The following is a 21,010-nucleotide window of genomic DNA, read 5'->3' on the forward strand; positions in this document are numbered from 1 at the left end:
TTGATGTAGTGTGCAGGGTGGCCGTCGGTCGCAAGACGGGCCGGTCACCCTGTTCTCAGCCCTAGAGTGAAGAGAGCAAATATGTTTCCTGATGTAAAAAGAGTCCGTGCTGGCTGGGTTAGCGCCTGCCTCACGTTGGCATTCAGTCTGTTGGCGTTGCCTGCCGTGGCTGCAAATGCGCTCAATGTCTGTGCTGGTAAGTCTGAGCTGCCTTTTTCAAATGACAAGCAAGAGGGCTTTGAAAACAAGATTGCAAATGTGATTGGCAAGGCCATGAATCTGCCAATCAACTATTTCTGGTGGACCAATCCACTCACCCTGCAAAAAGACATGGAAGCAGGTAAATGTGATGTGTTGATTGGCACCGATCCGAATGATCCGCGTGTGCTGACGACCAAACCTTACTATCGTTCAGCTTACGTGTTTATCACACGCAAAGACCGTGAAATTGATGTGACCTCCTGGGATCATCCCTACCTCAAAGAGAAAAATTTCCGTATCGGTGTCATGCCGGATAGCCCCGGTAAAAACATGTTGCTGCAAATCAACCGTTTTGACGACATGTTTGACTACTTTACTGAAATCCAGAATTTTCAGTCCACCCGCAACCGTTACATCCACGTCGAGCCGTCACGGCTGGTGAATGATGTGGCCAATATGCACTTGCATATGGCGATGTTGTGGGCGCCAGAAGCTGCGCGTTATGTGCGTGCTTCCGAAGTGCCGTTGAATATGGTGATCGTCGAAGATACCGCCAAGAAAACCAACGGTGAAAAAATCCCCATGCACTACAACGTGGTCATGGGCGTCAACAAGCAGCACCCCGAGCTGGTGGATGCTTTGAATCGTGTCATTGATGCGCATGGCGCAGAGATTACTGCCATCCTCAAGGATGAAGGCATTCCTCTGTTGAGTCTGCATTAAGTCACTGTATTTTGTTAATCAAGTTTTGGAGTTTGAATTGAAAGAATCTCAACAACCGCATTTACGCCGCCTGCGTCAACCGCTGACCATGGCTTTGGGTCTGACGGGTTTGGTCATGGCTGCTTTTCTGACGGTGGCCTGCGCCAAAGATGAATCTGCTGCGAGTCCTTCTGCGGCTAAAGCAGAGGCGCCTGCAACACCAGCCACTGCCGTGCATGTCGCGTTGAAAGATGGTCCGCCATTGGAGTTTCGTGGCACGATTTCGGGGGATGTGCTGGAGATCGCACCGATGGACGGTGAGACCTTTACCCCTGAAGCCAAGCATTTTTTAGCCACCGGTGAAAACCCCTACCGCTCCGATCCTGAAGCGATCAAAAAAGGCTATACGATTTTCTCAACCGCCTGTTCTGGTTGCCATGGTCACCTGGCTGAGGGCAAGTTAGGTCCGGCGCTGGCAGATGAATACTGGACTTATCCTAAAAATCAAACCGACAAGGGCATCTTTGAAACCATTTATGGTGGGGCGAACGGCATGATGGGGCCACAACAGGGCCGTCTGCAAGTGGATGAAATTATTCATATCATCGCCTGGATTCGTCACCAGGAGGAAGAGAACCTTAAAAACGGTGGCGCGGCAACGCCTCACGGTTAAACGACTTACCAGAGGGTTAGGCTGGTGGGCCCTCTGATAATTGAAAAAAATACACCAGCTAATTTGTGATTAAGGAGAAATGTGATGAAACACGTAATGACATTACTGGCCGTGGCTGGTGTGTTGGCAGTGTCCAATCAGGCTCTGGCTTACGATGGTCAAAATTGTAAAGAGCCAGGTAACTGCTGGGAAGCCAAACCCGGCTATCCGGAAAAAATTGCGGGTTCCAAATACGACCCAAAACATGATCCGGTGGAACTCAACAAACAAGAGGAAGCCATCAAAGCCATGGATGCACGTAATGCAAAACGCATTGCAAACGCCAAATCCAGCGGCAACTTCGTATTTGACGTGAAGTAATCTTAAATTCCCCCCAGGAGACTGACATCGTTTCCGGTGTCAGTTTCGTCCCCCGTTTGCATGTGACATACCGGTGTCGATTGTGCGCAGTCGATAGTGGCCTGTTTCATTCTGAATCATGGATGGTGTATGGAAAAACAAATGGATTTGGCCGCATGGCGTGAAGGTGCGCTGGCGTTCGAGCAAGCATTAAACAGTGTGGTTGTTGGCATGCCTGAGCAAGTCAGGGCGCTCACGATTGCGATTTTTTCACGTGGCCACGTGCTGCTGGAAGGCGACGTCGGCGTGGGTAAAACCACGCTGTTGCGCGCGGCAGCGCAATTGCTGGGCGGCGGCTATCAGCGCATTGAGGGCGCGATTGATCTCATGCCGAGTGACTTTTTGTACCATGCCTATATCAACGAGCAGGGGCAGGCTGCAGTCAAGCCGGGGCCACTGTTGCAACATGAAGACGCGCTCTCGGTGTTCTTCTTTAACGAAATCAACCGTGCCAGACCACAGGCCCACGCCTTGTTTCTGCGCCTGATGGCTGAGCGCTCGGTCAATGCCTTTAACCGTGAATATCATTTTCCGCACCTGACCGTGTTTGCTGACCGTAACCGGCTGGAGCGTGAAGAGACGTTTGAGATCCCTGCGGCGGCACGTGACCGTTTCCTGATGGAAATTTCGGTGAAGGCGCCGGATGCACGTGAGCTGCAACGGGCGCTGATGTTTGATACCCGCTTTTATGATGTCGATGCACTGGTCGGCCAGTTGCCGTCAGGCCTCACCCCCTACGATCAACTGAATGCGCTGGCTGCGCAGGTGCAAAGCACCGTGCGTGCAGAGTTGGCCTTGCAGGAGTATGCGGTAGAGCTTTGGCGCGTGCTCAAGGATCCGCTGGCCGCAGGCATTAGCCTGCCCGAGGTGGATATGAGCCGCTTGCTGGCCGGTGGTGCCAGCCCACGGGGCATGGCCATGTTGATGCGCAGTGCGCGTACGCGTGCCTGGCTCGAAGGCCGCGATTATCTCACCCCGGATGATATCCGCGCCGTCTGGTCGTATGTGGTGACGCACCGCGTGTTTTTGAGCGGCGCCTATGCCTTGCAGCATGAGCGGATTGCCCCGCAATTGCTGCAAGCCGTGCTGGATAAAGTCTCTGCGCCCTAAGCGGTGCTGCAGGTTCAAGTCATGATGCAGACCGATGTGTGTGTATGGATGTGAGTGAAGCATGGTAGCTGCAAGCAACGCAATGGCGCAACAGACCGGGCAGGGGCCTATACAACCGCCCTCGGTGGCGTCCGTACAAGCCGCCTTCGAGCCGCACCAGTTCTTTTATCCGGTGCCATGGCGGGCACACAGCTATCACGCGGGCGCGACGCTCACCAAGCATCATGGCAACGGTACTGACTTCGCTGGCTATGCTTCTTTACTGGCTTGCCCGGATCCCAAACGGATTGATATTCGGGCCAGTGTGCGCACGCAGCCACAGCAATGGCTGGTCAGGACCTATCTTGAACGTGCTGCCATTCATGTCTATGCCATTGTGGATGTTTCCAGCTCCTTATTTTTTCAGGGCCGTTCTGCCCAAGACTTGCAGCAGCGCCTGACCCGTTTTGTCGCGTCGCTCGCGTGGTCGGTGACGCGCCAGGGCGATGGCTTCGGCATGCACGCTGCCAGCGACCATTTACCAGGCAGTTTACAACGCCTGCCCAGTTTTCAGCCTGGCACAGCGCAGCAAGTACATGGGCTGCTCAATGACTATTGGCAGCAGGCGCGTAGTTCGGGTGCTGATCACGGCCACACGGCCAGCGCCCTTCCTGCTGCGATAGAGGCCATCGGTCCACGGCGTGCGCTGGTATTCCTCATCTCTGATTTTTTCTGGCCCGAGGCATTATTGCAAGCCACCATGCGTGCCGCACAGCCGCATGATGTAGTGCCTGTCGTGTTGCGCGATGCCTCGGCGTTTGAGGCATTGCCGGCGTTCGGCTGGGCGCGATTACGCGATATGGAAACCGGGCAGGAGCGCAGCTGGCTATTGCGGCGCAAGTTGCGCGCACAGATCGCCGCGGATGCCGCGCAGCAAAAGCAGTCGCTCAATCTTGCCTTGGTCAAGGCGGGTGCCAGATCCCCTTTGTGGCTAGCCCCGGATTGGCGTGCGGAAGACGTGAGCCGACACTTGATGGAGACGATGGCATGAGTATCACAAGCAACCGGTTTGCGGGCACGATGCAGTTTACGCGCTGGCTGGCGACATTTTTTGCAGGGTATCTGCTGGCGGCCACTACGCTGGCATATGCCGCCAGCACCACAGCAAGCACGCACGCCAGCATACGCGTAGAAAGTGCCACGCGTGAGGCAGATTACACGTTGGGCAGCATTGCAACACAGCATCTCAAGATTCATGTCCCGCCTGGTTTTGTGCTGGATCCGGCCAGTTTGCCTGCCCCGGCACAAAATGAGGCCATCGAGCTGCGCGATGCCCATTGGCAACATGAGGACCTGGCGAATGAGCGCGTGATTAACCTGCAGATAGACTGGCAAATTTTTGTTGCCGGCGACACGGTTAAAATCCTGCCCTTAAAAAAACTGCATCTTGAATTCACCTGCGATCAGTCCAGCTGCGCTCAACAACGGTTGACCGTTGATGTGCCGCCAGACAAGGTCATTGTGTCGAGTTTGCTGCCTGCGCGGATTGATGCCGAGCACGTCAAGCTTTATCCGGATGCGCCCATGCCTAGCTGGCCGCTCGCGCCACAACTGTGGTCACTGGCAGGTTGGGGCAGTGCGCTTGTACTGGCATTGCTTTACCTGGCCTGGGTGGCCGGCTGGATCACCTTGCCACAAGAAAAACACATGCCCTTCCGGCAGGCCTGGCGCCAGATACGCAAACTCAGGGGCGAGGCGGCCTCGGATAGTTTGCAGGCCATGCGCTTGCTGGTGCGGGCCATGGATCAATTTGCCGGGCAGGCAGTGACCGCTGAAAATCTGCCACAGTTAATGCAGCGGCAACCCAGGCTACAGGCCTATGCGCCTGCACTTGAGGCCTTTTACGCGGATGTGCAGCAGGCGTTTTTTGCTGGCCGAGCTGTGACGTCTTCGATCGCTTTGCTGACACAATTAGCCAAAGACTTGAGTCAACTGGAGGTCGCTTAAGCATGTGGCAGGCCTGGGGGCAATCCGTCATCACCTGGAGCGGCTTGGGGGAGTCATGGGGGCTGACACAGGTGTGGCCCTTGCTGTTATTGCCATTGACCGTATTGCCCTGGTGCATGCGTGGTCAACGGCATTTCAAGCATCCGGCCTTGCAAGGGTTGCCCGAAGACCCGCTCTCTGTCTGGCTGGAACGTGCCTGGAAAATCAGTTTAAGTACTTTGCTGCTGGCACTGGCCATTGCGCTGAGTGGCCCGTTTCTAAAATCGCAATCCATCGAAAAAATTGGGCGCGGTGCGCATGTGATGATTGTGCTGGACCGCAGCGCCAGCATGAACGAGCCGTTTGTGAACAAGGGCGATGCTCAGGCGCGGCAACCGAAAATGCAGGCCGCGCGTGAGGTGTTGAAGTCATTGGTCAAGCAGGGCCATGAAGACCTGATGGGCATGGTGACCTTTAGTACCTCACCGATTCTGGCGGCGCCTTTGGGGAATGACCGGGCGTTTGTGCAAGCCGCGCTGGAAGCGACCGAAGCCGGTGGCATGGGTTTTACGGCGGTCGCGCGCGGACTCGGCATGGCGCTCGATTATTTTGCTGACCAGCCGGTGACCGGGGCGCGTGCGATTGTGCTGGTCTCTGATGGCGGTGCACACCTGGATGGCAAAACCCAGGACATGTTGCGTGCCATGTTTATGCGGCAACAGGCCTCTTTGTACTGGATTTACCTGCGCTCTGAAAACGGCGTCACCATCAAGCAAAGCCTGGCCGAAGGCGAGAATATTGACGCCTATCCAGAGGTGGCCTTGCATGACTATTTCCAGACGCTCAATGTGCCTTATCACGTGTATGAGGCAGAAAATCCGCAGGCGGTGATGGCGGCCGTGCGCGATATCGCCAAGCTTAAAAACAAACCAACCCGTTACCTGGAACCGATTGCACGACAAGACTTGAGTCAATACGCCTATGGTCTGGCCTGGCTGGCAGCCTTGCTATTAATCGCGATGGTACAACTGGAGTTAACACGGTGGCAAACATGAGTCATCCCAACATAAGAAGGCAATGGATCAATCATTTACGTCGCGGCGGGCTGTGGGCTGCGCTGCTGGTGGTGCTATCACTAGTGATGCTGGCGCGTCAGGGCGTGGAGCTCTATCAGTCTGCAGTGTACAGACACAGCCTGGCGCCGCATGTGCTGATCCGTTCTACCTTGCTGGGGGCTGACCAGACACCGCCGGCCTTATTTGCCAATGCAGTGTTTTATGACGATCAACTCAAATCTGATCAGGCGCTGGCGCAGTATGCCGCCGTGATTGCCCGCACCACCGATAGCCAACCCTTGCGCAAGCAGGCCTATTTCAACTCGGGCAATGTCTATTTGCGCACGGCAATCCGCTTGCTCGAACAACGTGGCCTGCCTGCCTGGGATGAGGCGGGGCCATTGGTCGCCCTGGCCAAAGAGAGTTACCAGAAAGCCTTGCGTATCGAGCCTGACTGGTCAGAGGTGAAGTACAACTACCATCTCGCCCTGAGGCTGGCGCCGACCACGCATGGCATGAATGGGCCGCAACAGTACGAAGATGAGCAGATTAAAGCGGAAGAGCAACCCAGTGGCTGGCCTGCGATGCCTGGCAATCCGAGAGGCATGCCCTGATGATGGCTTGGTTTAAACAACTCAGGGCTTTGCTCGTTGGCAGCCCTGAAAACGCGCAGGTGACGCCCGGGCTTGTCTGGCGAAAGCGATGTTTGTGGCTGATTGCGCTGTTGCTCACGCTCACGCTCTTTCATCCGCAACTGAGTTTACCCAACCGTGTGTATGACTGGTACTTTGTGGTGGATATCACACAAAGCATGAATGTGCCCGACTATCAGCTGAATGGGAAAAGCATCAGCCGCCTGGAGATGGCCAAGCAAAGCATACGCAAAACCCTGTCTGTGTTGCCCTGTGGCTCACGCGTGGCACTGGGCATGTTTACCGAGCGCAATACGGTTAATGTGGTGAAGCCGGTGGAGGTTTGCAGCCATTTTGCCGCGCTGGATCATACCGTGGCCAGCATGGATTGGCGCATGGCCTGGGCCGCAGATTCGTTTATCGCCCATGGCCTCTATCACGCGCTGGAACAAGCGCCGTTGTTGGGCAAACAGGTGCGCGTGCTGTTTTTTACCGATGGCCAGCAAGCGCCGCCGGCCAATCCGCAATACATGCCCAAATTTGCAGGCAAACCTGGTGAGGTACAAGGCTACCTGGTGGGCATGGGCAAACCCACACCGAGCAAGATCCCCAAACTGGACGAGAAAAATGCCGTAGCCGGCTATTGGGAGCAGGAAGAGGTTCAACGGTTTGGCAACTTTGGCATGGCCGAAACGCTGTCAGTGCTGGCCATGGAGCAGGGGCAGCATGACCGCAATTCCGGACATGGGCCAGGGAACGAACTGTTAAGTAATGCCCATTTATCTGCGCTGGATGAAAAAAACTTGCAGCGTCTGTCGGTAGAGACCGGTTTGCATTACGCCAGGCTGGAGCATGTGGCACAAAGTGGTGACTGGGCGACCGGCTTGGGCATGACGGCCTGGCGCTGGGCCAAGACGGATTTGCGGCCCTGGCTGGCAGTGCCTGCCTGCCTATTGTGGCTCATGTTTATGGGGCTGACGTTTGCCGATAGCCCCTGGCTGCTTGGCATGCGACAAATGTTTAAACGATTTTTCAAGAAGGAGTAGTGTTTTATGAAGTGGTCTTTATGCGGAATGATGATGTTGTTAAGTGTGCAAGCTTGGGCACACGGGCCTACGCCGCAAAAAACGGATGAATCCATTCAGGTTAACGCATCGGCTGACGCGGTATGGAAACGTGTCAGCAGCCCATGCAGTCTGGCGCAATGGCATCCGCAAGTCACGGCTTGCGAGCCAGTGAACGATACCCAGCAAAAACTGACGCTGAAAAATGGCAAGCAGTTGTTGCAGGAAATCGATGAAGTGTCTGCCGCGGATATGACAGTGTCTTATCGCTTATCTGGTGATATTGACCTGGAAGCGCTGCCTGTGAGCTCTTTGAACGGCAAAATCAAAGTCGCTGCCGATGGCAGCAATGCAAAAGTGAGCTGGACAGCGCGTTACTATCGCGCCTTTACCGGCAACGAGCCCCCTGCAGGCCAGGATGATGAATCCGCCAAAAATGCGGTGGACGCCTTTGTCAAAGCCGGTTTGCAAGGCTTGAAAGAAGGCCGCCAGAATGCTGCGGCAAACAGCCAGGGTTGGCGCCAAAAACTCTGCGCCAGTTTGCGCCCTTTGTTTAAACGCATGGGTTCCAGCCTGTGTGCTTGAGCTTAGCGCATTGATGATGCATCCCCCGGCAATCGCTTATGACTGTGAATAAACACTTATTCTTGGGTGGGGCGTCCTGTTTCACTGGATCTGTAGCGGCACAGCTTGCCTCGACCGCCTGGGCCTGGTTGGCAACTGCGGGTTTACTGGCCGCAGCCAGTCTGCCCGCAAGTGCGGAAGAGGGCACTGCCAGCAGTGAAGCGGCATGGGTGATGCTCGAAGAGACGGATGATTCTTTGTGCCTGGCGCATGGCGGCAAACTGATCACGCTGGCCCTGACTGACAGCGGCCAGCACGCTGCCCCGGCCGGACTGGAGGTGTGGGTGGACCGCTGGTTTATGCAGGTACAGACCGCAGACCATACCCGCCATCAACTCACTGCCGAACACCCCAGCCAGGAGTTGGGGTGCTCACAAAGCATCGCTGGCCCGCAACACTGGACACTCAGTACCATTAAACGCCTGCCCGAGCAGGCGCATCCTTAGGAATCACCTATGCAAACAACCAACCCTTCAGATCCGCAATCCAATCTGGCATCTACTCAAGCCGCTGCCGTGGTGCAGACACTGGCAAGCCAGGCGCAATTCAATGCGTGGGTGCAGGCGCATCCGCTCGCCGTGGTATTGTTCACGGCCGAATGGTGTGAGCCTTGCCAGCACTTTGCCCCCGTCCTGGCAGCGGTTGCCGCCCAGCATCCACAAGTCGCGTTTGCGGTAGCCGATGTTGATGTCGCCACCGATCTGGTCGCCAATTTCCAGGTGACACAAGTGCCTGCACTCATGACGGTGCGTGATCGCGTCATCATTGATATGGTCAGGGGCGCCATGCAGGCGCATGAGCTGCAGCACCACCTGCAAATGTGGCAAGCGCTGGATATGCGCGCCATCAACGCACATTTCTCGCAACAGAGCGCCTCTGCTATTGCATGAAAAATTCCTGACCCTTTGCGGGAACAGGTCTCAATCCTTACGGCTCACATCGCGCTATCGTAACGCTTGTATGAGGACGATTGATGTGAGCGCGTGCTGGCGCCTGCGCTTGAAAGCGTTGTCGGTTACGCTCAGTCTTTGTTTTACGCTGGGCGCATCCGCGGCAGAGTTCGCCTATATCACCAATCAGGGAGAGCACACGGTTTCGGTCGTAGACCTGCGCCAACTGCAGGTGATCAAAACCATCGTGGTCGGTCAATCGCCGGTCGGCGTCGCTATTCATCCTCAACAGAAAAAAGTGTACGTGAGCAATGTCGATGGCCGTTCAATCTCGGTGATAGACATCACGCGGCAGCAAGTGGTGCAGACCCTCGCGCTGCCGATTGCCCCGGTCGGACTGGCCGTGAATCAGGCCGGTAACCGTTTATATGTGGCTGACTGGTATCACCATAGTTTGCTGGTGGTTGAGCCCGTGCACGGGCAAGTGCTGGCGAGCATAGAGGTGGGGCAGGCACCAGGCGGCTTGCAGTTAAGTCGCGATGGCCAGACGCTCTACGTGGCGAATCGCGACAGTAATGATGTGAGCGTGGTGGACACGCGCGCGAACAAAGAACTGCGCAGAATTAAAGTGGGCGAGCACCCGTTTGGTTTCGGGCTGAGCCCCGATGGCAAGCAGCTGTATGTGGTGAATGTGTACTCAAACTCAGTGAGTGTGATAGACACGCATGACCAGCGCGTGGTGGCCACGCTTAGCGTGGGGCGGCACCCTTACTGTGTGACCACAGACCCGCAAGGGCAGCGCTTGTTCGTCACCAACACCGGCGAAGATAGCGTCAGCGTGATCGATCTGGCCAGCCAGCGGCCGCTAGCTAAAATTCGCGTCCCCGGCACGCCCGAAGGCATTGCTTTTGACCGCCAGCAACAGCAGCTGGTGGTCACCAGTTGGATGGACAACGTCGTGGCCATTATTGATGGGCAGCGGCTGGACTCGCCGCGACAGGTCAAGGTTGGGGCACAGCCGCGCGCCTTCGGTGGATTTGTGTTTGAGGCTGACGAATGAGTATAGCGTCGGGAGTTTATCCCGGTTAAATCGGGAAGCATGACGCTATTGCCAAGGATTTTAAGTGCTTAATATGCAATGGTCATTTAAATTTCAAATTTAATTGATTTGCATAAAGTATATCTCCATGTTCTGGCCAGTTGTTGCAGCAACTGGCCGACTTTTTTTAAGGATGCTCTATGCAATACGCTCGATTGTTGACCCTCACCGCAGGCCTGCTAGCCAGCCTCACTCTCAGCGCCCAACCGCTCGCTTATGTCCCCAACGAAAAAGACGGCACGGTCTCGGTGATTGATACCAGCACCGACGAAGTCATCAACACCCTGCCCAACAAAGGCAAGCTCGGCAAAAAGGTGCAGGCTGCCGCCATACACCCTAGTAACCAAAAACTCTACGTCGTCGTGCGTGATAAAAACGCCGTCTCGGTGGTAGACACCAAGCTCGGCAAACAAACTGCCCTGATCAAAGTCGGCGACGAACCAGAAGGCATTGATATTTCACCCGACGGCAAGTTGCTGGCCGCCTGCCTGGAAGAAGAAAACGCGGTCTCGCTGGTAGACCTGCAAACCAACAAGCTCAAACACACCATCAAAACCCAGGGCAAAAACCCCGAGCATTGCGTGTTTTCACCCGACCAGCAATGGCTGCTTGCCAGCAATGAAGAAAGCAACAATGTCGATGTGATTAACCTCAACACGCTCAAGTCAGAACACCTGATCGCATCCACCAAACACCCGCGCGGCGTCGGTTTTAGCCCCGATGGTAAATGGGCTTATGTCGCAAATGAAGCCGCCAGCCTGCTAGAGATTGTCTCCACCGCCGACTGGAAAGTGCAAGCCAATATCAAGGTCGGCCTGCGCTCCAACGGCGTTAAGGTCAATGCCGATGGCAGCCGCATTTACGTTAGCAACGGCGGCGATCACAACCTCAGCGTGATCGATACCGCCACCCGCGAAGTCATCGCCACCATCCCTGTCGGCCAACGCCCTTGGAATATGGCTCTCACGCCGGATGGTAAAAAACTCTATGTCGCCAACGGCCGTAGCAATAATGTCTCAGTGATTGATACCCAAACCAATGCCAAGCTTAAGGATATTGCAGTGGGGAATTTGCCTTGGGGCGTGGTGATTCATTAAGTTGGATAGGCGATTGTTGTAAGAGGGAAGTCTGTAGGGTGGGCAAAGAGTTGTCTACGCTATCTGACTAACGTTTGACATAAGGGGCGCGCTTTAGCGCGTTCCGCTTGATGGATGGGTTGGGCATTTTCACGGGAGCTCCACAATCGAAAGTGCATTAATGAGTGTGGTATTGGCATGAGTGAAGTTGGTCAACTGCCCCTGAATTCCATATGCCCACTTTGCGCCGTGAAAAAGGTTGTTCCGAAGCCGATAGACAACAATAAGAAGCGCGGCAACGCAATCAGCAGAGTCGGTGTTTTCGCCCTTTAGTACAGCGTGAACTAAATCTCGGCAATCGTTTGGTCGAAGATTTAGGCCGTGCAAATGGTCGGTTTCCACACCGTTTGCGTAGTACCGTTCTTTAAAGTACTGAAGGCTTTCAGAAAACGGTGCGGTAGCGAGGCGACCTTGCGCTAACCACTCATGAGTAAGTGCGAGAATTGCGTGGGAAGAACCACGTGTTGAGAGAGCACGTGCCTCAAAAAAGCTCCAAAGTAGCGCAAAGTGGGAAATAGCATCTCGCTCTTGCTGTGATAACACGTCAAAACCAGGAGCATTTTGCTCGAGCCAGAGGATTGGATTCATGACGCTCAACGTAGAGCTAACCGGCGCTGCGCGGCTCTATCGTGCAGAATCCAGCGACCGAAGGGAGCGAGGTTGAGCGGCATGTTATGCGTATTGCACGGCAATATAAAAGCCCGCCATAACTGCACCAGAAATAGTTAAGCCAGAGCCAAAATGGACAACGTATCGTGCGATTCGGAATTTTAAAATAGCTTTCCAAATATCGAACATACATTCGTAAGCCATATATTCATCAGAGGATTCAAGACCTGTCGCAGGATTTTTTTCGCCCTTGGGCCTTCTACCAAGCACAGTATGCGCAGAATTTCTGAATCGGAACAGCGGCCAATAATTTTTGAACAATGGCAAATCAAAGAAGTCTTCAAGTACTGTAGGCAAATCCACTTTTAGGACATGAGTTCCAACATCAAGAGGAACCTCTGGGTTGCTTAACGTCAAATGATGCGAGTTGCCATCAAGTAATTTTCTTCTTCCAGAACGTGGTAGGAACGGCCATCTTCTCCAAGGGGTATTTTGCTTAATTATGTCTTTATAAAGAATATCTACGTTTAGCCGTACCCGCTCTAATAAGTCATTTTGCCAAATCTGCCCTATTGCCCCCACAGCAGACCCAAAGGTGGCAAGAATTGCTCCTGATGATAGAAGTGTGACCAAATCTTTTGTTGCCACTGGAAGGGAAAGGATTTTGTACGCAATCAGGAGGCAGGCTACATATAGAAAGGAAACAATCCAATAATGAAGCCGGAGGTGGCTACAGTTGTTCATCTTCTGATCGAGGGGGGCTTCTGTCATTTATCAAGTTCGTCTGGTGAATTTTTCGGGGGCGCATAACGCTTAAGCGTCTCACACGAGCGCATTGTTAGGCGCGATAGCCAATGCTTGCCAATGCCTCAAATATTAAATTTGCCTCGTGTTCCATTCCCATACTTCGAAGCTCTTGGGCAAACTGAGGCCATGGAGGAAAGATGGCCATAAATGGATTTGAGTCTGGCCCGGTGTACATGCCACCGCCCGGACCAGAATAAAGGCCACCACCCGGGCCCGAATAGAGGCCACCCCCTGGACCCGTGTAGCAACCACCGCCCGGTCCGGTATAGGCGCCACCGCCTGGGCCAGTGTAAAGTCCGCCGCCCGGGCCAGTGTAAGCACCACCGCCGGGGCCGCTATACATGCCACCGCCGGGACCTGTATATGCTCCACCACCAGGGCCTGTATACATGCCGCCGCCCGGACCAGTGTATGCCCCACCGCCGGGACCGGTATACATATTACGAACCCACATTTTTGCACCGCTCATTGATATCTCCTTGTGAGTTTTATCGCCTAGCGTAAAGTAGGCATCCTAAATGACGCAAAACTTTGCGTCATTGATGTATTTTTTGAGTGGAAATTTGCAGGGTTTATTTAACATTTTCAAGCTGTTATTAAATGTTAGACCATCCTAAAATACAACCTTAACTGCGTCAACTTATATCAGCTCTACACAATAACTAATACCTTTTAATGGCATATGCATCAAAAGCCGAGTCTGCCGAGAACAATTCCAGTCCTTCTAGCGTTCCTTGAGTGATAGGTAATTGTTCAAATAGGCCGTTGTGGTAGCTGGCAGGTTTTGTGTGAGGCGTTACAATCGACCATGTGACCCCACGCCTTGATAATTTCTTGCTGTATGAATGAATAGGGAAAAATTCCCGAATGTTTTTGGTGAATACTCTTTAAAATCCCCCTAGCATGATGAAATCTCTCAGCCTTCAATTCAAACTCAATCTGATTATTACCCTGTTGTTGCTTGGGTTGCTGCTGACGTGGGCGGTGTCAGTGGTTAAAAACGCGCGTGAAGATGTGCTGGCGGAGGTGCAGTCGACGAGTAATCTGGTGATGCATTTGCTGGATGCTGAGATTGCCCATTACATGACGGACTTTGGCTGGTTGCAGCATACCCAGCAAGAAGGGGTGCAGATTTTCCGGCTGGATGAGTTGAAGAATATCCGCCATTTGAAGGTGGATTTTTACGATAACAATGGGCGGTTGCGCGAATCTAACCGCAGTACGCGCATGGCACATAGCGGGGAAGACCCCCCCAAATGGTTTGTGAAGTTGCTGGATATTTCGAGTGTGCTGAATGAGCCCAAGCGCAAAAATATTATTTTAAATGGCCGCTTTATTGGGGAGCTGGTGATTACGCCGGACCCTAGTTTTGAGTTGCGCGAGATTTGGGATGATACGTCTGGCTTGCTCGCGATTGTGAGTTTGTTTGGCTTGAGTGTGCTGCTGTTTGTGTATTGGACGGTGCGGGCGACGTTTAAGCCGGTTAAGCAGATTATTCATGGCTTGAACCAGATTGAGCGCGGTGAATACCAGAGCCGCTTGCCGGGCTTTGAGCAAGTGGAGTTGAGCGAGATTAGCGACAAGTTCAACAGTATGGCGAGCACGCTTGAACAAAGCATCCGCAATAACCACCGCTTGACCCAGCAGATTATTCATTTGCAGGAAGAAGAGCGAAAAAAACTTGCGCGCGATTTGCATGATGAGATCGGCCAGTATTTGACCGCGGTGCATGTGGATGCGAGTGCGCTGGTGGCGGCGAAAAAGCTGAGCTCAGCGCGGGAGAGTGCGCAGGCGATTGCGCAGATTACGCGGCAAATGATGGTGACGATACAGGATATTTTGTCGCGCTTACGTCCGCGTGTGCTGGATGAATTGGGGTTGAGCCTGGCGCTGGCGGAGTTGATCCATCACTGGCGCGATCGCAATCGCGGCATTATGGTGGTGAATCAGATATCTAACCATTTGTCGCAGCCGGATGAAGCGCTGTCGGTGACGGTGTACCGCATTTTGCAGGAGTGTTTGACTAATATCAGCAAGCACGCCGCTGCGACACGGGTGACGATTGAGGTGAAGGAGACGGACAACGGCCTTTACCTGATGGTGGAGGATGATGGACGTGGCTTTGATCCGCAGTTGCAAACGCGCGGTTACGGCTTGGCCGGGATGCAAGAGCGGGTAGAGGGCTTGATGGGGCGCATGCATATTCATACGGCGCCTGGTCAGGGGACGCGCATAGAAATCCATTTTCAGATGACAGAAGCATTTCAGGAAGCAGCGGTATGACAGTCAAGGTGGTGTTGGTAGATGATCACACAGTGGTGCGGTCAGGGTTAAGGCGTCTGCTTGAAAGCCACAAGTCGATAGAAATTATCGCCGAGGCGGATACGGGCGAACAAGCTTATCAGGTGTATGGTGAGGTCATGCCTGACGTGATGCTCATGGATATCTCCATGCCAGGCATGGGCGGGCTAGAAGCTGCCAAGCGTATTTTGCAGCGCTACCCGCAAGCCAGGATCGTCATTTTCTCTATGCATGAGGCCGTTTCGTTTGCCGCACAGGCGCTTAAAACCGGTGTGAAAGGCTATGTGACTAAAACCGGCGTGGCTGAGGACCTGGTACAAGCCGTGCTGGATGTGTCCAAAGGGCGCACGTTTTTAAGTCAGGATGTGGCGCAGAAAGTCGCGTTACAAACCCTGGTGGGCGACAGTAATCCGCTCCAACAGCTGACGTCACGAGAGTTTGAGGTGTTCCGGCTGCTGGCCGAGGGCAAACGGGCGGATGAGGTGGCAGACATGCTGAAAATCAGCCAGAAAACCGTGGCCAATTACTACACCCTGATCAAGCAGAAGCTCTCTGTGAACAGCCCGGTAGAAATGGTCAGGCTGGCCATGAAACATGGGCTGATTGATGCGAGCTAACAAGCGAGTAAGCTAAGCCTTTTATTTGTTAAGTCACTACTCTCAATCCACACACAGCAGGTCTTTCCAGTTGGTCGTATAACTCGGGCTCTTGCGCATTTGCTTCATTTGCCAGGGCTGTTGCCGGCCTTCGCTTGCCAGCCGCAAGGTAGCTCTGCCCATTTTGCGGTTAATTGCGTCCATGGCCTGCATCAGCCGCGCAGTGTTGTCGGCTTGCGGCCCTGAATGAAACAAATCCTGTTGTATTGCCTGCGCAGGCACCAATTCGCCCAAGGACACGCCGGCTTTGGCATAGTCGTGTCCGGGCTGGTAAATGCGCCTGAGCGCCCAGAGTGCCGCTTTGACCAGTTGCCGGGTATCGTGCGTGGCCACCGGTAGTGGCACGGTGAGTGCATTGCTGTAAAAGCGGCTGTCCTCGCGGAAGGGGCTGGTGCGGATATACACATAGACACTGCCAGCAAACAGCTGTTTTTTGCGTAACTTTTCGGCAGCACGGGTCGTGTACAACGTCAGCGCTTCAGACAGGCATTCGATTTCTCTGACCGGCTGGCCAAAGCTGCGTGTGCTCAAAATTTGTTGCTGAGGCCCGCGCACTTCTTCGAGTTCCAGGCACACGGTGCCATTCAGTTCACGGATGGTTTTTTCCATCACCACGCTAAAGCGCCTGCGCATGGTTTCGGCATCACTGTATTTGAGGTCATAGGCGGTGTGAATCGCTAGCGGACGTGCATGCAGCGTGGCGGCCAGGCGGCGGCCGATTCCCCAGACTTCATCCACCTGTATTTCGGCGAGACGGGCATCTACCGTGGTTGGCGGCAGGGCGTTGAAATTGCACACGCCTTGCATGGCAGGGGTATGCTTGGCGCAGTGATTGGCGAGTTTAGCCAGCGTTTTGCTGGCGCCTATGCCGACACACACCGGTAAACCGGTGCCGCGCAAGATGGTTTGTCGCAAGGTTTGTGCATACTCGGTCAAATCGCGCCGCGTAAACCCGGTCAGCTCCAGAAAGCATTCGTCGATGGAGTAAATTTCCTGTGCCGGACTGAACTGACGCAAGATGGACATGACGCGGTTGCTCATGTCTGCATACAAGGCATAGTTAGAGGAGAAGGCAATGACGCCAGCGCGTTCTGCCTGCTTGCGAATCTGGAACCAGGGTGCACCCATGGCGATGCCCAGCGCTTTGGCTTCGGCGCTGCGCGAGACCACGCAACCATCGTTATTGCTCAATACCACCACGGGCCGTTGGCGCAATGCCGGTTTAAACACGCGCTCACAGCTCACGTAAAAATTATTCACATCAATCAGTGCAATGGTGCGTGCATGCATGCTTGTGCCGTCTGTCGCGTTCATTGGCATGAGGTGTGTTTCATGAAATTCCCTAATCCTTGTTCATGATCGGCAATAGCAGGATTTTGGCTCACCGGGTCGATAATACTTTCACACGGGCAAGACATGGGGTCGGCCCGGGACAACAACAAGGAGATCAATCATGTGGACTAAACCAGCTGCAACTGAAATGCGTTTCGGTTTTGAAGTAACCATGTACGTCATGAACAAATAATTGTTCTGACTGACGGACAAGAGACCCGGTCGCCTAGTACCGGGTTTTTTGTGCGCGACGCATGACTCTCTTGCCTGTTTGCAACGCGCTGTTTTTGATGTTGCCTCAATGTCTCACCCATCAGCATGGCGGCCGTCAGCATAGAAGACGTCTGCCTGATACGACATTCAGCTGGATGCGCTGGCATACGCATGCAGACCAGACACCTAGCCGCGACTCCCCTTGTTAGCAAGCCTGACCGTGGCTTTGCACGTCGCGTTTGATTAATAGGCGTAGGCTGCGCGCATGGAGAACATGCCCGGTGTCGCCTGCAGGCGCGGTTTGGCGGCGGTTCTTGGTTTGAGGAAGGCATGAATCGCTGCCGCCAAACGGGCGGGTTCATCGTATGGCAGCCCGTGCCCTGCATCCTGAATGACCTTGTATTGCAGATCAGGATTGATGCGGTGCAAGGCGCGCGCCGTTTCCGCAGAGACCACGCCTTCGCTGCCAAGCAGCATTAAGGTGGGCACATAAATATTGCGGATCAGTTCATCAAACTCTGGATTCGGTGGAATCAGCACATCAAACGCTTGCAGGCTGGTTTGCAGTCTGGCTTCTATCAGGTGCTCGATAATGGCCGAGGCGCGAAAACGGTGTTTCGCCTTGTCTGCTTTAAATAACGCTTCCTTGCTGGAACTCAGCATCTGTTGATGTTGCTCAACCAGCTGGCGGTGATAGACCTCATGCGGCCACTCTGCACTCAGAAAGGTCGGGTCTGCCAAAATCACGCCATTGATCGCCAGGCCGAGTCTGCTGGCGACCATGGCCGCAGTCATGCCTCCCATGGAGTGGCCGAGCAGGTAAGGCGATTTGATGCCCAGTGTGCGGATCAGCTCAATCACATCATTGGCGTGGTCTTGATAGGTGTAGCCATGCAGGGGCGCGCTAGATTGGCCATGGCCGCGCGCATCCGGCATGATGATGTCATAGTGTTGCTCCAGCGCGCGGGCGATGGGTGACCAGCATACGCTGTTGCCGGCCAGGCCGTGCAAGGCAATGATGGTCGGTTTGTTGCCGCCAGTGCGCAGGTAGTGAATGTTGATACCGTTTGCTCTGCAAACGCCATCAGTCCAGTGAGAAGCAGGGGTATTTTGACGTGCCATGATTAAAACTTTCTAAAAGAACCAGTCACCACGCCCCAGATTTCAAACTGCATGTGTTGCGAGATCAGGATAGGGGCGTATCTTCCTGATGAATTAGCGGGTAATAACTTGGGCATGCCATCTTTTTGTTTGGCCAGGGTTTTGACCGTAAATTCGCCATCAATCATTGCTAGCACAATATCGCCCACAGCGGGCACCTTGTCTTTTTCAATCACGGCTTTATCGCCAGGCATGAGGCCCACCTCAATCATGGATTCGCCTTGTATCGTGACAAAGAAGGTTTTGTCGGCCTTGTTGATCAGATAGGCATTCGGGTCCATGCGTGCATCGACATGGTCGTCAGCAGGGGACGGTAATCCGGCGGGCACTTTGGACTCAAACAGCGGCAAACTGACCTGGTCAAGCTCAGCTGATAACTGTGTAAATTCTTCAATGCGATCAAGATGGTCTTTCAATTGTGCCAACCGCTGTTTTTTCGCGTAGGCCTCCAGAAAGTCGCTGATGACCGGCTTTTGGCTGTTAGGCACGCGCATGACCGAGGTTTCTTCCCGGTAGGTGCCTGTGCCTGACTTGCGCCCGGCGCCCGCTCTTTTGCCGCCGTGTGTATTGTCTTCATCGTTCATGGAAATTATTGTAACAGCAATCAAGTGTTATTGTAACAATAATCAAGATTTTTTTAAGCGTGATGAAAAAACGAGTGCACCCTGGCTAGGAGGCACAGCAAACAGCTGTCGGTGGGCGCTGTCTGCCCAGATGTTTGACTGATCAGGAATGGGTTTTTTGACGGATCTGCAGGTACTTATCTGAAGCGCCTGAATGAGCCAATGACAACGCCCCAGATTTCAAACTGCATGCCGTCTTCGATCAGAATCGGGCGGTACTTGCCTGAGGCATTGGCAGGTAACAGTTGTGGTTTGCCATTTTTTTGTCTGGACAGGGTTTTGATGGTGAATTCGCCATCAATCATGGCCAGCACAATATCGCCCATCACCGCCTGTTTGTTTTTATCCACCACGGCTTTATCGCCAGGCATGAGGCCCACCTCAATCATGGATTCGCCTTGTATGGTGACAAAAAACGTTGTATCTGCCTGATCGATCAGGTATTCGTTGGGGTCCAGCCGTTGTTCGATATGATCATCCGCAGGCGAGGGGAAGCCTGCCGCCACTTTGGACTGAAATAAAGGTAAGGCAATGCCTGACGTATCGCGCGCCGGTTGCGCAAAAGATTGCGGGTTATCCAGGCTATCCGCTGATGGTTGCCGCTGTTTGCGGCCATAGCTGGCCAGCAATTGGCGAATGGCGGCCTGTTGGCTGGCAGGCACCCGCATGCCCGCTGTCGCTTCCTGGTATAAGCCAGAGCCAGGTTTGCGCCCGGCACCTGGGCGCTTGCCCCCTGCTTTTTGATCAACCATCTCGTTCATTTGATTATTGTAACAAAAATTGGTGCGTGGGCAGTTAAACAAAACAGGAGGGATGCAAAAGAAAAAATAATCTCAGAAGGTATACTGTGCGGCCTGATCATTCAAAAAACTGCTATGGACTGGTTAACCGTTTTTTTTGAACAATATGCTGTGTTTTGCCTGATGGGCGTGATTGTCGGTGTCTTGTCTGGCTTGCTCGGGATTGGTGGCGGCATTGTGCTGGTGCCCATGCTGCATGCCATTTTGGTCGCCAAAGGCTTTGCAGCCGACACGGCGTTTCATATGGCGCTGGCGACGTCGATGGCCTGCATCGTGTTCACCTCGCTGTCCAGCATTTTGGCGCATCATAAAAACCAGAATATTGTCTGGCCCTACGTGTGGGCCATGGTGCCGATGGCGTTTGTGGGGTCGTTGCTGGCGACACTGGTGGCGATTCATCTGGATGCCAGGTATTTGACGCTGTTTTTTGCCACCTTTACTTTTTTTGCGGCGGTGCAATTATTTCTGGATCGCAAACCGACCCAGCATAAAGTGCCAGGCAAGGTTGAGATTGGCCTGGTGTCATTGCTGATAGGCGGTGTGTCTGCGCTGGTGTCGATTGGCGGCGGAACCTTGACGGTGCCTTATTTAGCCATGCGCAATGTGTCGGTGAAGCAGGCGATTGGGACCTCGGCGGTATTGGGCTGTCCGATTGCTCTGGCCAGCACGGCCAGTTATTTGCAAGATGCCTGGCGGCAAACCGCACATGCGCCAGAAACGTTTGGCCTGCTGTATTTACCCGCGGTGATACTGTTGACGCCTTTTAGCATGCTCTTTGCACCAATGGGTGTCGCCCTAACGAGACGACTTCCGGTCAAGGCCTTGAAGCGCATTTTCGCCGTTTTTCTGATCTGTGTGAGTCTTAATCTGGTGTGGTCACAACTGTTCTGAAATATCTTTTGCCTCGCGAGATCCACCATTCAGTTTGCAGCCGTCCATGGTTATCCGTACCGTTTTG

Annotated in this window: 25 protein-coding genes; 18 read left to right on the forward strand and 7 right to left on the reverse strand. The window is 53.9% G+C overall.

All coding sequences use genetic code 11. The annotated features are described in order from the left end of the window. Positions 1-81 precede the first annotated feature (81 nt). The 14 genes from moxJ to ACT53G_RS00260 all read left to right on the forward strand — a co-directional run bounded on the left by moxJ (position 82) and on the right by ACT53G_RS00260 (position 11,511). The gene (gene moxJ, locus ACT53G_RS00195) at positions 82-924 is read left to right on the forward strand and encodes a methanol oxidation system protein MoxJ (protein ID WP_275357162.1); all 843 of its coding nucleotides are present in this window, start codon (positions 82-84) and stop codon (positions 922-924) included. A gap of 37 nt (positions 925-961) precedes the next feature. Continuing rightward, positions 962-1,576 carry a cytochrome c(L), periplasmic gene (moxG, locus tag ACT53G_RS00200; protein ID WP_275357161.1) on the forward strand — a complete coding sequence of 205 codons (615 nt, stop codon included), beginning with the start codon at positions 962-964 and terminating at the stop codon, positions 1,574-1,576. 84 nt (positions 1,577-1,660) lie between these two features. Further along, entirely contained in the window at positions 1,661-1,936 is a 276-nt protein-coding gene (locus tag ACT53G_RS00205) for a methanol dehydrogenase [cytochrome c] subunit (protein WP_194747393.1), read from the forward strand. Between the two features lie 129 nt (positions 1,937-2,065). Beyond that, a complete protein-coding gene (locus ACT53G_RS00210; protein WP_476168369.1) occupies positions 2,066-3,085 on the forward strand; it encodes an AAA family ATPase in 1,020 nt (339 codons plus the stop codon). A gap of 61 nt (positions 3,086-3,146) precedes the next feature. Further along, a complete protein-coding gene (locus ACT53G_RS00215) occupies positions 3,147-4,115 on the forward strand; it encodes a DUF58 domain-containing protein (RefSeq protein ID WP_476168370.1) in 969 nt (322 codons plus the stop codon). After that, entirely contained in the window at positions 4,112-5,071 is a 960-nt protein-coding gene (locus ACT53G_RS00220) for a hypothetical protein (protein ID WP_476168371.1), read from the forward strand. Before ACT53G_RS00215 ends, ACT53G_RS00220 begins: the two co-directional genes overlap by 4 nt. Before the next feature lie 2 nt (positions 5,072-5,073). Next, complete coding sequence (locus tag ACT53G_RS00225; RefSeq protein WP_338656827.1) at positions 5,074-6,105, forward strand: vWA domain-containing protein; 1,032 nt, start codon at positions 5,074-5,076, stop codon at positions 6,103-6,105. Continuing rightward, positions 6,102-6,719: a hypothetical protein gene (locus tag ACT53G_RS00230; RefSeq protein ID WP_476168372.1), complete on the forward strand. Its 618-nt coding sequence runs from the start codon at positions 6,102-6,104 to the stop codon at positions 6,717-6,719. Before ACT53G_RS00225 ends, ACT53G_RS00230 begins: the two co-directional genes overlap by 4 nt. Further along, positions 6,719-7,783 carry a vWA domain-containing protein gene (locus ACT53G_RS00235; protein WP_476168373.1) on the forward strand — a complete coding sequence of 355 codons (1,065 nt, stop codon included), beginning with the start codon at positions 6,719-6,721 and terminating at the stop codon, positions 7,781-7,783. The genes ACT53G_RS00230 and ACT53G_RS00235 overlap by 1 nt, the downstream gene beginning before the upstream one ends. A gap of 6 nt (positions 7,784-7,789) precedes the next feature. Next, positions 7,790-8,386: an SRPBCC family protein gene (locus ACT53G_RS00240; RefSeq protein WP_313983315.1), complete on the forward strand. Its 597-nt coding sequence runs from the start codon at positions 7,790-7,792 to the stop codon at positions 8,384-8,386. A 38-nt stretch (positions 8,387-8,424) separates the two neighbouring features. Further along, on the forward strand, positions 8,425-8,871 hold the full coding sequence (locus ACT53G_RS00245) for a hypothetical protein (RefSeq protein WP_476168374.1): 447 nt from the start codon (positions 8,425-8,427) through the stop codon (positions 8,869-8,871). Positions 8,872-8,880: 9 nt separating this feature from the next. Next, on the forward strand, positions 8,881-9,315 hold the full coding sequence (locus ACT53G_RS00250) for a thioredoxin family protein (protein WP_476168375.1): 435 nt from the start codon (positions 8,881-8,883) through the stop codon (positions 9,313-9,315). An 85-nt stretch (positions 9,316-9,400) separates the two neighbouring features. Further along, entirely contained in the window at positions 9,401-10,375 is a 975-nt protein-coding gene (locus tag ACT53G_RS00255) for a YncE family protein (RefSeq protein WP_476168376.1), read from the forward strand. A gap of 179 nt (positions 10,376-10,554) precedes the next feature. Beyond that, positions 10,555-11,511, forward strand: coding sequence for a beta-propeller fold lactonase family protein (locus ACT53G_RS00260; RefSeq protein ID WP_476168377.1), 957 nt, complete (start codon positions 10,555-10,557; stop codon positions 11,509-11,511). A gap of 129 nt (positions 11,512-11,640) precedes the next feature. Here the strand turns inward: ACT53G_RS00260 and ACT53G_RS00265 are convergent, their stop codons facing one another. From ACT53G_RS00265 to ACT53G_RS00275, 3 genes are all read right to left on the reverse strand, one after another. Then, complete coding sequence (locus tag ACT53G_RS00265) at positions 11,641-12,138, reverse strand: hypothetical protein (protein WP_476168378.1); 498 nt, start codon at positions 12,136-12,138, stop codon at positions 11,641-11,643. An 84-nt stretch (positions 12,139-12,222) separates the two neighbouring features. Continuing rightward, positions 12,223-12,930, reverse strand: coding sequence for a hypothetical protein (locus ACT53G_RS00270; protein WP_476168379.1), 708 nt, complete (start codon positions 12,928-12,930; stop codon positions 12,223-12,225). A 67-nt stretch (positions 12,931-12,997) separates the two neighbouring features. Then, positions 12,998-13,435 carry a hypothetical protein gene (locus tag ACT53G_RS00275; protein WP_476168380.1) on the reverse strand — a complete coding sequence of 146 codons (438 nt, stop codon included), beginning with the start codon at positions 13,433-13,435 and terminating at the stop codon, positions 12,998-13,000. Positions 13,436-13,869: 434 nt separating this feature from the next. Here ACT53G_RS00275 and ACT53G_RS00280 point away from each other — a divergent pair, with 434 nt between their 5' ends. Next, entirely contained in the window at positions 13,870-15,249 is a 1,380-nt protein-coding gene (locus ACT53G_RS00280; protein ID WP_476168381.1) for an ATP-binding protein, read from the forward strand. Then, positions 15,246-15,884 (forward strand): response regulator, encoded by a 639-nt coding sequence (locus tag ACT53G_RS00285; protein WP_194747364.1) that lies wholly within the window; start codon positions 15,246-15,248, stop codon positions 15,882-15,884. Before ACT53G_RS00280 ends, ACT53G_RS00285 begins: the two co-directional genes overlap by 4 nt. Positions 15,885-15,926: 42 nt before the next feature. Here the strand turns inward: ACT53G_RS00285 and ACT53G_RS00290 are convergent, their stop codons facing one another. Then, positions 15,927-17,213: a Y-family DNA polymerase gene (locus tag ACT53G_RS00290; RefSeq protein ID WP_476168382.1), complete on the reverse strand. Its 1,287-nt coding sequence runs from the start codon at positions 17,211-17,213 to the stop codon at positions 15,927-15,929. 163 nt (positions 17,214-17,376) lie between these two features. Between ACT53G_RS00290 and pqqA the strand changes: the two genes are divergently transcribed. Then, positions 17,377-17,448, forward strand: coding sequence for a pyrroloquinoline quinone precursor peptide PqqA (pqqA, locus tag ACT53G_RS00295; protein WP_081624291.1), 72 nt, complete (start codon positions 17,377-17,379; stop codon positions 17,446-17,448). A 263-nt stretch (positions 17,449-17,711) separates the two neighbouring features. On the opposite strand, the gene ACT53G_RS00300 is transcribed toward pqqA, so the two are convergent. The 3 genes from ACT53G_RS00300 to ACT53G_RS00310 form a co-directional block, all read right to left on the reverse strand. Continuing rightward, the gene (locus ACT53G_RS00300; RefSeq protein ID WP_476168383.1) at positions 17,712-18,590 is read right to left on the reverse strand and encodes an alpha/beta fold hydrolase; all 879 of its coding nucleotides are present in this window, start codon (positions 18,588-18,590) and stop codon (positions 17,712-17,714) included. A gap of 2 nt (positions 18,591-18,592) precedes the next feature. Further along, the gene (locus tag ACT53G_RS00305; RefSeq protein ID WP_194747360.1) at positions 18,593-19,213 is read right to left on the reverse strand and encodes a LexA family protein; all 621 of its coding nucleotides are present in this window, start codon (positions 19,211-19,213) and stop codon (positions 18,593-18,595) included. Positions 19,214-19,389: 176 nt separating this feature from the next. Then, complete coding sequence (locus ACT53G_RS00310) at positions 19,390-20,013, reverse strand: LexA family protein (protein WP_476168384.1); 624 nt, start codon at positions 20,011-20,013, stop codon at positions 19,390-19,392. A 114-nt stretch (positions 20,014-20,127) separates the two neighbouring features. Here ACT53G_RS00310 and ACT53G_RS00315 point away from each other — a divergent pair, with 114 nt between their 5' ends. Continuing rightward, positions 20,128-20,943, forward strand: coding sequence for a sulfite exporter TauE/SafE family protein (locus ACT53G_RS00315; protein ID WP_476168385.1), 816 nt, complete (start codon positions 20,128-20,130; stop codon positions 20,941-20,943). Positions 20,944-21,010: the final 67 nt, after the last annotated feature.

The organism is Methylophilus sp. DMC18 (assembly GCF_056314005.1).